Origin of the sequence: Microcoleus sp. OTE_8_concoct_300 (assembly GCF_031383065.1) — a bacterium.
Lineage (GTDB): Bacteria > Cyanobacteriota > Cyanobacteriia > Cyanobacteriales > Microcoleaceae > Microcoleus.
The window spans coordinates 1-14,376 of the sequence record NZ_JANMZH010000132.1 but is presented as its reverse complement, the minus strand read 5'-3'; the positions used below and the strand labels follow the sequence as shown (position 1 = coordinate 14,376).

Sequence of the window (14,376 nt, the reverse complement as noted above, 5' to 3'; positions counted from 1 at the left end):
GTACCCAAATACCTTTGCAGAAACTTCTTGTATCTCCGTGATGGAAGCTCTAGCTAGCGGTTGTTTTGTCGTGACTAGCAACTGGGGAGCTTTGCCCGAAACAACGGCAGGTTTTGCGCGTTTAATACCGCTGTCCCAGTCCAATACTTCAAATTCGCTCGCTCCCTTTAGTTCGATTTCCGAAAAAAAATCCTATGCCCAAGAATTTCTGGCGGCAATTCTGGAGGTGCTAGAAGTGCTAACAGGGGCAAACCCTCAAGAAAATGAACAATTTTTGCGGAAACAGGTAGATTATTTTAATAAATATTGCACTTGGAGGGTGCGTGCATTAGAATGGGAAGAATGGTTGAAAACGATTAATAAAATGTCTGAGAAAATTTCTGTAGAAAGCCTCTATGATAGAGCGCTGGCTATGCAAAAACAAGGCGACTGGGAGGCAGCGGGGAGGGAATATCGACAGATTATTGCGCTGCAACCTAATTATGCGCCTGCTTATTTTCAATTGGGAAATGCTAAGTTAGTTAAGCAAGAATGGCCAGAGGCGATCGCCCTTTACCGCCAAGCTTTAAATTGCGAACAGCGCTACTCTCAAGCTTGGTATAATTTAGGGGTATCTTGGGAAAATCTAGGAGAATTCGAGGAGGCGATCGCGGCCTACAAACAAGCTGTTACATACAATCCCAGTTATGCGATCGCCTACAATAGTCTAGGAGTCTTGCTCGCCCAACAAGAAAAACTGCTAGAAGCGAAAATTTGCCATCAAAAAGCTTTAGAAATTCAACCGAATTCTATTCCCTACCGGGGAAACTTAGCCAATGTTCAATACCGCTGCTATGAATACAGCGAAGCTGCTGCCAATTATCAAAAAATCTTGCAGCTAGACTCGAATAACATCAATGCAATGGCAGCTTTGATAAAAATTTACCAGGGGATTTGCCAGTGGGATAATCTAGCGGCCGAAAGCGAAAAAATGTGGCAAATCGGCGCAAATTTAATCGAGCAAAATATCTTAAAAGACTTATCTATTTTTGACTTTGTGATGTTCTCGCCCTTTGGGGCGGAAAGACATCTAGCGATTACTCGCTACTTCTCTAAATTTACCAGCAGTAAAGTCCCTCAAAATTATTTTCCGCCTCACATTCCCCCTGCTGCCACCCCCCAACTCTTGCGAATAGGTTACATCGCGGGAGATTTTTACAACCACGCTTTAACGCATTTAATGGGTGAATTATTCGCCTTGCACGATCGCGCCCAATTTGAGATATTCGCCTACTCTCTCGGTCCCAATGACGGCAGTATTGAGCGACAAAAAATAGAAGCAGACTGCGATAAATTTACCGATTTGCGGGGAATGATTACCGCAGCAGCAGCCGAAAGAATCTACAGTGACGGCATTCATATTCTGATCGATATGGGAGGGTATACCCTATATTCTAACCCAGGAATCTTAGCAATGCGCCCCGCTCCCATTCAAATTAACTATTTAACTTATGCCAGCACAATGGGAGCTGACTTTATTGATTACATCATCACAGATAATATTGTAACGCCACCGGGTCTAGCCAAATTTTTTAGTGAAAAATTTATTTGTCTGCCAAACAGCTATCAAATTAACAATTATCGGAGAGTGTGTCCTGCTGAAGACGCGCAAATTAAACAGAAAAACCCCAAGGCAAAATATGGCTTACCAGAAGAGATGTTTGTCTTTGCCTGCTTCAATCACAGTCGCAAAATTGAGCCAGTCATGTTTAGCGTGTGGATGCGAATTTTAGAGCAAGTACCTAATAGTGTACTGTGGCTATTAGAGAGCAATCCAGAAGCAACTCGGAACCTGACAACTGAGGCTAAATTGCGGGGAATTGATGGCGATCGCCTAATATTTGCACCGAGATTATTACAAGAGGAACATCTATTACGCCACATTTGGATAGACTTATGCCTCGATACTTTATATTGCAATGCTCACACGACAGGTAGCGATGCTTTGTGGATGGGAATTCCCTCGATTACCTGCCCCGGAGAAACTTTTGCAGCGCGGGTGGGAGCAAGTTTATTAAATGCGGTTAATTTACCACAGTTAATCGTTAATAGTTTAGAAGAGTATGAAAAGTTGGCGGTGCATTTAGCTACTCATCCTCAAGAGTTACAAAAGCTGAAAGATTATCTTAATGAAAATCGCCGTCAATTGCCGCTGTTTAATACACCTCAAACCGTGCGATATTTGGAATTAGGATATCAAATGATTTGGGAACGGTATCAATCTGGTCAGCCGCCGGAAGCGATACAGATCGACAAGACAGAACGAATAGAAAAAGAAGCACAGGGCAGGTTAAAACCCGATATAACAAGCAATTTAGTCAGGAACTCAGGAAACGGTCAAGTGGAAAAAGTCAGAAATGTAAGGGATAAAAATAGGGAGAACAGTCAGAATTTGACAAGGGATGCTAGTGCGGATTCGCAACAGGAGTTAATTGGCGATCGCGAGTTACCATCGTGGTTAACCCAACAACAAATCAGCCTTGCTTGTACTACTTATCAAACCCAAAGGTTAATATTTATTGGTAGCAATCCAGAAACTAATACTATTTCTGGATATTGGCGAATCTTCGATCGCGCAATGGGGCTTTACTGCACGCCAGAACGCCTTTATTTAAGTTCAAAATATCAAATCTGGCAATTAGATAACGTCTTAGAATCCGGGAAATTATACCAAGGATACGATAAATTATATATACCAAGAATCGGTTATACTACAGGAGATATCGACATTCACGATATCGCAGTCGATAAAAATAATCAAATCATTTTTATTAGCACTTTGTTTAATTGTATCGCTACTTTGAGCGATCGGCACAGTTGCAAACCTCTCTGGAAACCCCGTTTTATCTCACAATATATAAATGAAGACCGCTGTCACCTCAACGGTTTGGCAATGGTAGCTGGGGAGGCGAAATATGTCACAGCGTCGAGTAAGTCGGATGTGGTGGATGGCTGGCGCGATCGCAGAAAAAACGGCGGTATAGTTATTGATATTGAATCTAATGAGATTATCGTCACAGGATTGTCAATGCCACACTCACCGCGCTGGTATCAAGACAAGTTGTGGTTGCTGAATTCGGGGAGAGGGGAATTAGGATATGTGGATTTAGGCACAGGAAAATTTGAGGCAATTACGTTTTGTCCGGGCTATGCCCGAGGACTAGCTTTTTGGCAAAATTGGGCTATTGTTGGACTCTCGAAACCTCGGGGAGGTGACAACACTTTTAGCGGTTTAGAATTGGATGAGCTGTTGCTGGCTAAGGATGCTGAGGCTCGCTGTGGTATGATGGTGATTGATTTGACTACGGGGGCGATCGTTCACTGGTTGCGGTTTGAAGGAATTGTCACAGAACTCTATGATGTGCAGGTGATTCCGGCAGTGCAAAGACCGATGGCTTTGGGTTTTCAGACTGAGGAAATTGCTCAGTTAATTACTTTGGAACTTTAACCGCAGATGTGGGCAGATGTACGCTGATGGACGCAGATAAATGTTTACAGGATTTTCCCACGGGGTGTGAGAGGGTGTATTTAAGGGGGATTTGGTATTACTCAAGTATCGCCCCATCTAAGCTTGTTTTTCTTAAGTCTGTTCTCGCTAAATTTGCACCTCTTAAGTCAGCACCTGTTAAGCAAACATTGCTTAAATCTGCATAACTCATATCGGCATCTTTGAGATTAGCATCTGATAAATTTGCTCCTGATAAATTCGCTCTCACAAGTTGCGATTTACTCAAATTGCTGCTACTCAAATTTGCTGCTGGCATCTGTGCTGCCATTAAGTTTGCTTTGCTTAAATTAGTGCCGCTGAGGTTAGCTAAATTCAATTTAGCATAACTCAAATCAATGTTTTCCAAGCAAAGTTCGCTCAATTGCGCGCATCGCAAGTTAGCATTAATAAAAAACCTGTCTCCAATCGCATAACGGCGCAGCAATTCGTCAACTTCCAGCCGAATTAAAACGGGTTCGCAAGTATTTTGGTAGCACCACGATGTCTCCAGCAAACTAGCGGCTGCTTGAATTGCTACCTTGTCGCATTTAGGGAGCACCAAACTATTGCACCCATCCCACTCACCGTTGAGCATAAATGCCATGTCAGAAGCTGCTGCAATTGAGTCGCATAACAAAATGGTTTCTGGTTTGGGTTGCAGCCAGTTCATTAAACCGATCGAGTTCTTGTTTTTCACTGTTGATTCAGGATTTGTTCGTCTTTCTTAATTATAAGTAAAAATATTGAAAACAGTATGCACAAATTCGCTGGGGCTTCAGAGAATGAATTAATTGTGTTTGGTGCAGCCAGACCAGGATACCGCGATGCAGAAATTGCTCGCTGGATTGAATTTATGCAGGGGCATAATATCAAGCAAGTTTGCTGCTTGCTTGCTCAGACGCAACTCATCCGCTACTGTGACTTACTGGGAACATATCGGAAAATATTTGGGTGCGATCGAGTTTGCTGGGCGCCGATTGCAGACTTTGAATTGGTCGAGGGCGATATTTTAATCGATCGAATATTGCCGTTTTTGGAATCTGCCAATAGCAAAGGCGAACGGGTGGTAGTTCACTGTTCTGGGGGGATCGGACGTACAGGACAGGTTTTGGCTGCTTGGTTGGTCAGCGGGCGGGGATTGTCTAACAAACAGGCGATCGCAGCAGTAAAAAAAACTGGCAGAAATCCCTATGAAGCTGCAATCGTAGCTTGTTTGAAAGGTCGAAACCCCTGGCTAGTCGTTGAAGAACTTAATGCTCTCTTAGATGATTGTCGCCTTGCTGCGAGAAATGATATATAGCACTATAACAACTATATATAGCCTTTCTCAGTAACATGAGGTGCTCTCGCGGGCATAGGGCATAGGGCATAGGGCATAGGGGATAGGGCATAGGGGATAGGGCATAGGGCATACCTCACCACGCTTGAGAAATGATATATAGCACCATAGCAACCATATATATGTGCCAATTGCCTAAGTCCTAAAAGATTTAAAAGACTCGGCTTCCTACGATCGAACTCAGGCATCGTATAAATAAGTGTTTTTGCTGTCACCGTTAGCCAAGCCGCGGGCGTTTTGGCGAAGATTAGAAAAGAAATAACGCACTTACAGCAGCGCAAGATCCTGGAAGCAACGGCGCGTTAACTCGATTCTTGCAGATGCGTCATTATTGTTGCGGATGTCAATGTTTGTAGCAAAAAAGTAAACATTTTTATCCTTTTCTAAATAACCTACATACCAGCCAATTTGAGGCTTTGTTTGTTCTCCAAAGTTTGCCCAGCCTGTTTTTGCCCTAATTATGTAATCGGGAGTTTGTTCAACAATTATGATGTCTTTAACCAAAGACAGCGAGCGCTCAGAAAAGGGTAAGTCGTTTTTGTAGAGACGGCGGAGAAATTGAATTTGCTCCTTGGGTGTGATTCGCAGTTCTCCCTCTAACCAGAATTTGTCAATATCGTCTTTGTTACCGATTTTTTGGTTGCCATAACCGACTTGAGCTACCCATTTTTGCATTTGCTCGTGTCCGACTCGGCGGGCGAGAACTTGGTAAAACCAAACGGCCGAAAGTTTCATGGCTTCTCTCATATTCAAGTCTCGATTCCATCCAGGAAATTGCCTTTGAGTTCCATCCCAAGTTAGAACGGCAATCTCATCTGAAATTACCCCTGTTTCTAAGGAAATCAGAGAGTTGAGAATCTTAAACGTAGATGCAGGTAAAAAAGCTGTGGTGTTACGCTGCGAGTTGTGTTGATAAAGCCGATCGCTATTCAAATCGTAAATTGCGATCGAGCCTTCAACTCCTAGCTCTTGAAAGTGCCGTCCCAAATTAATTGTCTCAGCAACATCTCCTCCGCGTCGTGGAGATTCTTGCAGTGGAGGTGGCACGGTTAAGGCTGATTGCGGTGTCTGAACTAAAACAGAAATAATGCAGCCTAATACAATTAAAATAACAGCGATCGCACGAGATATTCTGTTCATAAACTTCAATAAGTTAGCCAAATCACAGGCAGTAATGTCACAGGATCGATCGACTGGTACGGTGTCCCTGACTTACGCTGTATACGAAACAATTAAGATTTGCCCCTGATGCACCCTACTATATATAGCTGTCAATTGCGTAAGCCCTCCACTATAAAACTGCCATCATAGTTAAGGCGACCAAGCAGCTTAACTGAATTACTAAAGTGAAGAACCGAAACTTTGGATCGAGGCCAGCGATGTGAATCACTGAATGTACAAGCCGAAATAGGATGTACACAACAATCAGCAAATCTACTGCTGTTCCTGAAACACCCCTAAGGGTTAGAAGGAAAACAACTCCCAAATACAAAGGCAGGTTTTCTACCAAGTTGGAGTGTACTCGAACTAGTCGCCAAAGCAAGCTGTCGTCGTTCTTTGTGCTGAAATCTTTTATAGATCCGCCTGCTGATAAATGCCGCACCCTGACTGCTAGCAACAAGATAACGACTGCGATCGTCCACCCAATAAAAATTGCTAAACCCCAAAGAGGGAAAGTCATATTTGTCTGTTCAACTTGCATCATCTTTCTACCTTGCGAAACTGCGGCTAAGACTTTAGAAAAATTATATCAAATCCGGTAGCATCGTCGGGCGTCCAATCCAGCCAACATTCAACAATCAGCAACGGTGCAACCAGACTTGATATAATTCATCTGCGTTAATCTGTGTTAATCTGCCCTAATCTGCGGTTGAAAAAAGAGAATTTCTCGAACCGCAGATGACAAAGGATTGACGCTGATTCACGCAGATTAAGAGAAGAGAGATATCAATAATTCCGATGCTAACAGATTTGATATTACCAGTCAGGAATTTTGCTCTAGCGTTCTCATTTTTAGCTAAAACAGCTTGAGGATGCTTCTATTTTGGCTGTTTTCCGAAATGGATAGATCCTTCACCAAGCTCAAAGCAGCATCTCACCGACAAGCTGACCCTAACTAGAGTGCGATCGCATCTCGTGAGTGTCAATTCCAACCCCTAGCAACCGAGCGTTTACAGATGGTTTTCGGCAAGACGATCGCACCATTGTATCGAGCAAGTGTTCGATCGCACCCGGTAGATTCTGGCAAAAACCAGTGTGTACCCGCGATGTCTGAACGATCGTACTGCGGGGTGCTACGAGCCAGTGAAAGCGCTCTCTGTGGGGAAGTTGACCGATCGCGCCAGATTCGGAGCCACCTGCACAAATGATGGGAATGACTGCTAGGTGATTGCGAATCATTTCCAGATCCAACGTTGAGTCGATCGCCATCAAGCGCTGTTCATCAATTTCGATACGGGCTTCGAGGAATTTTTTTGTACCGCAGGAAACGATCGCCCCCACGTTGATAAACTCCTCGCGCTCAACTTTGGGAACGACGCGGATAATGGCGTAATCATACAGAAATCGATCGGGCACTAATCGCCTCCTCCAAAAAAATATGTGGTGATTCTAGCCGATTTAGCAGGTACTCGATATAAGCATCCCGATGTTGGTTGCTATCGCTGAAAGGAGAATCTCCCACCAGCCAAGTATCAGGAATTAGTTTAACTATGTTGCGAATGATGTCCGGGGTTAGCCTGTGAGTCATCTTTAAATTTGCCGCTTCCAGCGTACTCGCAAAACGCAGCAGAATGTGGTCTTTGATTGGGGGGAAACGATCGCGGCTGCGCGAGAGATAATCTTTCCAGGTGTGGTGGAAGTAGAGGGCTGCACCGTGATCTATTAGCCAAAGCCGGCGGTGCCATACCAGCATATTTGCATTGCGCGAGGTGCGATCGATGTTGGTCACGAAAGCATCGAACCAGACGATTTCTGAGGCGAGATCCGCATCGGACTTCCCCGCTATTGGGTCAAAGGTGATGGATCCGGGGAGATAGTCGAGGGCGAGGTTGAGGCCAGCACTTGCTCGGATCAAATCTTGAATTTCCGGGTCAGGCTCAGTGCGAGCCAGTTCGGGATCGACTTCAACAAAGACGAGTTCGGGGATTGGGAGCCCGGAGGCGCGAGCAATCTCTCCCGCCACTAGCTCGGCGATCAGAGATTTGGCTCCCTGGCCCGCACCGCGAAATTTGAGCACGTACATACCATCATCATCTGCTTCGACGATCGCCGGCAGCGATCCGCCCTCGCGCAAGGGAGTGACATACCTGGTAGCAATGACTGTTCGCAAGCTGGGACTCATGCTATTTTCGATTTGAGATTTTCGATGGGAAATCACTGATTTTATGAGGGTTTGGAGCACGGGCTTACTGTTGGATTCTTTCTTTTAACTGGGACTGATGTTAAGTGGTATCTAATTATTTTTGCATCTGTTGGCTATTGCGGGCGATCGAAATCGAGATTTCAAGGATTGGGCGATCGACTACAAAGCGTTCAATTACCGCATCGGCACGCTGACGGAGTATTTCGTGTTTCCCAATGCCAAGCTTGTTCTGAATGATTGGTACGAGATGGAACCCAAAGTGCTATCGGCTGTTGAGGTGGATGTCACAGGATTAAGAGTTTTTTGAGCCTATTACGAACAGCCTTCTATATACTCAACTTCAGGAAGTTTACCCGAACGAAACCTATCTACACGATTTTTGCTAGTCTCAAAAATTATGCGGTAGTTTTTGTCAGCCGCATCTTTAGGGACAAAAGTTAGATATTTTCCATTTTCAGGTGGGCGGCTTACATAAGGATGAGGAGTTGCTTTAATTTGCCCTGGATATAAAGATAAAATTCGGTTTTCATTATCCCCGATTCTAGCTCCACTGATGGTGGTAATGCGCTTGCTGCTAATATCCACTCTGGCAATGCGACCATTTGTTACCATAAAAGCAATTCCTTTTGGCTCTCCTTTTGGTTGGACGTAGGAACACTGATACTCGTCAATACCACCACTCCCACTTCTAATTAATCTAATCCCACCTGCTTGTGACGCTTCATCAACTGTCATACCTACCCGAATTGGCCCAATTCCATTAATTGCCAGTTTCGAGCGCTCTGTGAGTTTCGCTTGCGCGCTAACTGATGTTACCCAAATCAAAAAAATGACTGCTGTGCCAATTAGTAAGGCGACAAACTTTGAACTGTTTAACTTTCGCATCGAGTGCTATTCCTCCTTGATATCTGTAAACATTTATCTAATTCTGCTGTGATCTGAATATCCTTCGCCAGTATACTGATTTATTTTGTACTTGTACGCAGGAAATCGTCGCCTGAGTTTTGCTCGCTCGATTCTCGCGTTCTTCCTTATAAGTTCGGGAAGGAAGCGAGTGTCAAGCTTGGCGGATTCTCTTGTCACCATGACCGGAAATTTGGGTGCAAGCCGCGTCCTTCTGGGACGGCTTTAATTTTTTTATTGAAAAAGCGTCCCGACGTTCGCTCATGGTTGTGGTATAATCAGGTAGGAGGATAGAGCAAATGTTTCATTTAGTCTACGAATTCAAACTTAAACCAACAACGGGACAGACAGCAATCTTTGAGGATTGGCTAGAACAATGCCGTCGCGTGTATAACTACGCATTAGCTGAACGTAAAGACTGGTTTAAGTCTCGTAGTTGTCAGATTAACGCTTGCTCTATCCGATCTGAGTTCATCATAGGAGCTGAAAGAAAACGACCAACTTATGCCAGCCAGTGCAAAAGTTTAACTACGGCTAGGGCAAACATACCCGCTTTGGCTGCCGTCCAAATACACGTCCTACAGCAAACACTGAAAAGACTTGAAAAAGCTTTTGTGAGTATGTGGGAACAAAAGCACGGTTTCCCCCGCTTTAAGAAAGCAGGAACAATGCGATCGTTTGTATTCCCGCAATTGGGGGTTAACCCCGTCCAAAATCAAGCGGTGAAGCTCCCTAAAATAGGTTTGGTTAAGTTCCATCAATCACGGACTATCCCTGATGGTGCAACGATTAAGCAAGCAAGGATAGTCCGTAGAGTTAGCGGTTGGTACGTGATGTTAACCCTACAATGGGACGTTTCAGTACCCAATCTAATGCCCCACGGTGAAGGTATCGGAATTGATGTGGGACTAACTAATTTCCTAGCAACTTCTAACGGTCTTTTAGTCAAGCGCCAAAGATTTTTTAAAGACGCAGAACGCAAGCTTAAATTGCTGCAACAACGTGTCTGTCGTAAAAAACTAGGTTCTAACAATTGGCGTAAAGCTCAAAAGAAAGTCGCAAAGCTGCATGAGTACGTTGCTAACTGTCGGAAAGATTGGCATCGTAAATTATCTCATCAAATCTGTCAAAACGTGGGAATGATTTTCGTTGAGGATCTGAATCTGATTGGGCTCTCTAGGGCGATGCTAGGGAAACATTGCTTAGACGCAAGCTGGGGTCAGTTCTTCACGATCCTAGAGCAAACTTGTTTGAAATATGGCGTGTACTTTCAGAAGGTAAGCGCCCACAAGACAAGTCAGACTTGCCCTAACTGCCTAACGGAAACGGGTAAAAAAGAGCTGTCAGAACGTACTCATTCATGCTCGAATTGCGGCTATACAACCGACAGAGACGTTGCAGCAGCCCAAGTAGTTCTAATTAGAGGACTTGCAGCCGTAGGGCATACGGTCAAGATGCTTTCTGAGGGTAAATTCGTCGGAATCCCTGCGAAGAAAGAATCTCCATGCCTTTAGGCTGGGGTATGTCAATAATCTATTACCAAACTTGTTGCCGATCGCCACCAACACCCAGATTTTGGGAGAACCCAACCCAAACCCCAACCCTCCCGCCATGCCCCAAATTCCGAAGAGTGCGTAGGCGTAAGCCGGGGCGGAGCCATCGCTGCCTCTTGTATGCCCGCAACTCACACCTCCTAAGTAGCCAACACCCGCGTTAGCCTGAAATTAACAGCCGTTTTGTGCAGATGTCCGCTCAATACCCCACTGAAAATGATGAAAGAAGACACTATCGAAATTGTTGGTTTTCACGCACATATTTACTTCAACGCTGATAATCGCGATGTCGCAGCGCGTGTACGCGAAGGATTGAGTCAGTTTGAGGTGCAGCTCGGGCGTTGGCATGACAAACCCATTGGTCCCCACCCCCAAGCGATGTATCAAGTTGCATTTTTACCCTCGCAATTTGGCAAAGTCGTTCCTTGGTTAATGCTGCATCGCGAGGGGTTAGATATTCTCGTCCATCCCGAAACAGGCGATGATCTGGCAGATCATACGAAACATTCTTTGTGGCTGGGACAGAAATTAGAGCTGAATGTCGAATTCCTGCGGCCTAGAACAACCAACGCCAGCTTGTGATCGATCGCGCCCTAGGGGAAAACGGTGCTCGGTACAGCTACTATGGGGATTGGATATTGGGTGGAAGTAACTACCAAAACGCGATCGAGCTGGCAAATGCTAAGTGCAGGGAATTGAACCAACCAAAAACGCAGTCTGCGAACTAATTCAGCTTCAGGGAACTGCGAAGCATTTTTGAATGTGCTCCCAAGAATGGGAACGCTCTCAATTCGCTTGTCAGGAAGTACCTTTCTCCACAAAGGTTTTTAGCTTTGAAGCGTTCCTAACTGCATTTCCCTCTCCGTCGTTGTTGAAGTAGACGAATACACTTCGCCCCTGGCTTTCCCACTCGTGGATGCGATCGGCCCACCAATGCAAATCATCATCCGAGTAGGAGCCACCGTAGAGATTGTTGGCGTCGGGGCCGTGGAGGCGCACATAGACGAATGATCCCGTTGCGCGGAGGATACAGGGGAGGTGTGCCCCGCTCATCACGCAGTAAGCCGCTCCAGAGCGTTCCAACAGCGAAAATACCTCTTCCGTGTGCCAGCTTGGGTGTCGGAATTCAACAGCTACTTTGATCCAGGCGGGGACCTGTTCTAGAAAGTAGGCTAGGCGGGTCGAGTCGCAGCCGAACTGGGGAGGGAGTTGGACGAGTAGAATACCCAGTCGTGAGCCCAGGCATTGAAGTCCCTCACTCATCCGTTCCAACCACTGTTCTGGCGAGTAAAGACGCTTGGAGTGCGTTAGACCACGGGGCGCTTTTACGGTCATGAGAAATCCTTGGGGGAGGCGCTGCTGCCAGTTAGCGAAAGTAGTGTTTGGTGGCCAGTGGTAGTAGGTGCTATTAACTTCGACGGTTTGATAGTGTTGGATATAGCAATCGAGCCTAGAGCGAGGCGGTAGCTGGTGGGGATAAAGCACACCTTCCCAATGGTCGTAACTCCAACCTGAAGTGCCAATATGAACACTCATCGCCTTTTTACTCCACTGCAGATTGTGTTTGTGTTTGAATTTCAGTTTAGTCGGCCCGCATCGCTACCGCACTACATCACTCACCTAAAAATAGAGAGAGCAAGTTGAACTCTTAAGGACTCCTTTATACGTGCAAAATTTATCACGATGTAAAGCTTTGTGTGCGACCTCCTTAAGATTGCGATCGCATCCAAGAATTAAAAATTAAAAGGTCGTTTTTAATTTGTTGGGCCCAAAAGCGGTTCCGTTCAGCTTGTCGAAAGCGCGGTACTTCGCGTTTTTGGTGTGCGGGCTTCGCGCCCTTTGGCTGAATAGCTAACCGCACTCAGATAAGTTCGATAATTTCGACTAATTTAATAATGTTAAATTTTTAAGCAAAATGCTAACTTTTATTTATAAACAAAGTTTTACAGCAGAGTAAATATGAAAACTGAAATTTCTCATGTTAAGTTAGACAACGGACAAGAAATTCGTATTGTAGAAGAAGGGCGTGAAGGTTCAAGTGTATTTGTCCGTCCTCTGGGTGATAAAGAAATAGATACAGGTGAAACCGTTAAATTTGAGCCTGAAGAGGAACATTTAGTTTCAACAAGACCCGTTTATTATGCTACTCTGCATACAACTGGAGAGTAGGATGCAAAGAAAACCTCTTAACAGGGGTTAAGGTTGTTCCTGATGGTCGCAATGGCTCTACAGTTTACGGTCGGACGCTAGTTTAGGTGGGCGACCACCTCCGCTTTTGATGATGCGAATTTTTGAATTATGTTAATTTTTTGTCTGCTGGTGATGCAGATTTTCAGCATGAGTAATTAGCCGCTTGAGTTAGTCATAGCCTAGACCCAATAGCCTCGTGGTTTATGAGGGATTTTTTTCTATGTGTTCCCGAAGTTGACTCAGGAAAGTTAAGGAAAAATTCTCTGATAATATGGAAGCGATGGCTCCGCCCCGGCTTACGCCTACGCACTCCTAGTTTATTTGTTGGAGATGTCTAATAGGCAAAGCGCAGATGTATTTCAACATAGGAGAGCGAATGCCTACAATTCAAATCTAATGACTGATGACTGATGACTAAAAGGACACAACAATGTTGTGTCCCTACGAATTTTGCCAACTCTTGCTTTGAGACAGTCATTAGTCATCAGCTATTAATCAACTAATAACTCATGACTAACCACTAATCAGTTGTACTAACGTGGTCTATTCTCTCTAATTGCCAGAGAATTTGGTTCCCCTCGCGGCGCACGCGAGACACAACCCAATTTCGCCAAACCCAGTTGTCTCCACGACTGGTGACAGCGCTGGCATTTACATCCATCAAATCAGCCAGTTCAGAACTGGTAATCAAGTAGCCTTTGGTCGCAACCTCGTCGGCTATGTGCAAGGTTTCGATCAGATTGCGGAGTTCCTGAACCCTCACCTCGCGGGGCAAGTTCTCCAGGGTATCGGCAGTTGAATCCATCATGGTAGAGTTGGAGATCGGAAGGTCAGAAGTTATGACATAGGATTCTATCGTTTTGTTACCAGTTGTGTCCGTTTCTTCCCAAACAATTGTGTTTTCCGAATCTAGGGGCAGTGTCGCCACATCGGCAAAAGTGCCCACCTGAGTCTCGCCTGCTGTTGGTTTCTGCTGTTGCAGTTCGGGTGTGAGATTGTGGGAGAAGCTGCGGGCGATTTCATCGCACCTGTCGTTGTAGAAGTCGCCGGAGTGACCGCGGACGTGTTCCCACTTGACTATCCGGGAATTCAGCTTGTCTAGCAAGTGCCAGAGGTCTTGGTTGACGACATCTTTGCCGGCCGAGGTTTTCCAGCCTTTATTTTTCCAGCCTTGAATCCATTTTGTGATGCCGTTTTTAACGTATTCGCTGTCGGTGTAAAGGGTGACTGGTTCGGTTTGACCGGAATTGGCAAAAAATTCGAGGGCAGCGACGGCAGCCTGCATTTCCATGCGGTTGTTCGTGGTTTGGGGGTCTGCACCTCCGAGTTCGTGACAGTTACCGTCGGCGAAGCAAACTACTGCACCCCAGCCGCCCGGGCCCGGGTTGCCGGAACAAGCGCCGTCTGTGTACAAGCTTTTGATTTGGGGAATTGTCATGAGCGAATTAATTTGTCATTTAGAGGTAAGTTGTTGGCGGGTGCCATAATTGAGGGGAATAGC

14 protein-coding genes are annotated in these 14,376 nt (G+C 45.3%); 6 read left to right on the top strand and 8 right to left on the bottom strand.

All coding sequences use genetic code 11. The features are described 5' to 3' along the window. A partial coding sequence (locus ACUVJL_RS06560; protein WP_445245124.1) for a TIGR03032 family protein occupies nt 1-3,487 on the top strand: 3,487 nt, incomplete at its 5' end. 97 nt (nt 3,488-3,584) lie between these two features. Here ACUVJL_RS06560 and ACUVJL_RS06555 read toward each other — a convergent pair. Then, on the bottom strand, nt 3,585-4,223 hold the full coding sequence (locus ACUVJL_RS06555) for a pentapeptide repeat-containing protein (RefSeq protein WP_445245123.1): 639 nt from the start codon (nt 4,221-4,223) through the stop codon (nt 3,585-3,587). A 57-nt stretch (nt 4,224-4,280) separates the two neighbouring features. On the opposite strand from ACUVJL_RS06555, the gene ACUVJL_RS06550 reads away from it, so the two are divergent. Beyond that, the gene (locus tag ACUVJL_RS06550; protein WP_445245122.1) at nt 4,281-4,826 is read left to right on the top strand and encodes a protein-tyrosine phosphatase family protein; all 546 of its coding nucleotides are present in this window, start codon (nt 4,281-4,283) and stop codon (nt 4,824-4,826) included. 306 nt (nt 4,827-5,132) lie between these two features. Here ACUVJL_RS06550 and blaOXA read toward each other — a convergent pair whose 3' ends face one another. From blaOXA to ACUVJL_RS06530, 4 genes are all read right to left on the bottom strand, one after another. Continuing rightward, a complete protein-coding gene (gene blaOXA, locus ACUVJL_RS06545; RefSeq protein WP_445245121.1) occupies nt 5,133-6,005 on the bottom strand; it encodes a class D beta-lactamase in 873 nt (290 codons plus the stop codon). 151 nt (nt 6,006-6,156) lie between these two features. Continuing rightward, entirely contained in the window at nt 6,157-6,570 is a 414-nt protein-coding gene (locus ACUVJL_RS06540) for an MAPEG family protein (protein ID WP_445245120.1), read from the bottom strand. 407 nt (nt 6,571-6,977) lie between these two features. Continuing rightward, a complete protein-coding gene (locus tag ACUVJL_RS06535; protein WP_445245119.1) occupies nt 6,978-7,442 on the bottom strand; it encodes a DUF3037 domain-containing protein in 465 nt (154 codons plus the stop codon). Next, nucleotides 7,420-8,208 carry a HipA family kinase gene (locus ACUVJL_RS06530; protein WP_445245118.1) on the bottom strand — a complete coding sequence of 263 codons (789 nt, stop codon included), beginning with the start codon at nt 8,206-8,208 and terminating at the stop codon, nt 7,420-7,422. Before ACUVJL_RS06530 ends, ACUVJL_RS06535 begins: the two co-directional genes overlap by 23 nt. A gap of 121 nt (nt 8,209-8,329) precedes the next feature. Here ACUVJL_RS06530 and ACUVJL_RS06525 point away from each other — a divergent pair, with 121 nt between their 5' ends. Next, a complete protein-coding gene (locus ACUVJL_RS06525) occupies nt 8,330-8,536 on the top strand; it encodes a hypothetical protein (protein ID WP_445245117.1) in 207 nt (68 codons plus the stop codon). Between the two features lie 5 nt (nt 8,537-8,541). Here ACUVJL_RS06525 and ACUVJL_RS06520 read toward each other — a convergent pair whose 3' ends face one another. Next, complete coding sequence (locus tag ACUVJL_RS06520; RefSeq protein WP_445245116.1) at nt 8,542-9,114, bottom strand: hypothetical protein; 573 nt, start codon at nt 9,112-9,114, stop codon at nt 8,542-8,544. Nucleotides 9,115-9,431: 317 nt separating this feature from the next. Between ACUVJL_RS06520 and ACUVJL_RS06515 the strand changes: the two genes are divergently transcribed. Together ACUVJL_RS06515 and ACUVJL_RS06510 are read left to right on the top strand one after the other, a co-directional pair. Further along, nucleotides 9,432-10,646 carry an RNA-guided endonuclease InsQ/TnpB family protein gene (locus ACUVJL_RS06515; RefSeq protein WP_445245115.1) on the top strand — a complete coding sequence of 405 codons (1,215 nt, stop codon included), beginning with the start codon at nt 9,432-9,434 and terminating at the stop codon, nt 10,644-10,646. Nucleotides 10,647-10,901: 255 nt separating this feature from the next. After that, entirely contained in the window at nt 10,902-11,267 is a 366-nt protein-coding gene (locus ACUVJL_RS06510) for a DOPA 4,5-dioxygenase family protein (RefSeq protein ID WP_445245114.1), read from the top strand. A 216-nt stretch (nt 11,268-11,483) separates the two neighbouring features. On the opposite strand, the gene ACUVJL_RS06505 is transcribed toward ACUVJL_RS06510, so the two are convergent. Further along, nucleotides 11,484-12,221: a DUF72 domain-containing protein gene (locus ACUVJL_RS06505; RefSeq protein ID WP_445245113.1), complete on the bottom strand. Its 738-nt coding sequence runs from the start codon at nt 12,219-12,221 to the stop codon at nt 11,484-11,486. A gap of 423 nt (nt 12,222-12,644) precedes the next feature. Here ACUVJL_RS06505 and ACUVJL_RS06500 point away from each other — a divergent pair, with 423 nt between their 5' ends. Beyond that, nucleotides 12,645-12,854, top strand: coding sequence for a hypothetical protein (locus ACUVJL_RS06500; protein ID WP_445245112.1), 210 nt, complete (start codon nt 12,645-12,647; stop codon nt 12,852-12,854). Nucleotides 12,855-13,395: 541 nt separating this feature from the next. On the opposite strand, the gene rnhA is transcribed toward ACUVJL_RS06500, so the two are convergent. Further along, on the bottom strand, nt 13,396-14,313 hold the full coding sequence (gene rnhA / locus ACUVJL_RS06495; RefSeq protein ID WP_445245111.1) for a ribonuclease HI: 918 nt from the start codon (nt 14,311-14,313) through the stop codon (nt 13,396-13,398). Nucleotides 14,314-14,376 lie beyond the last annotated feature (63 nt).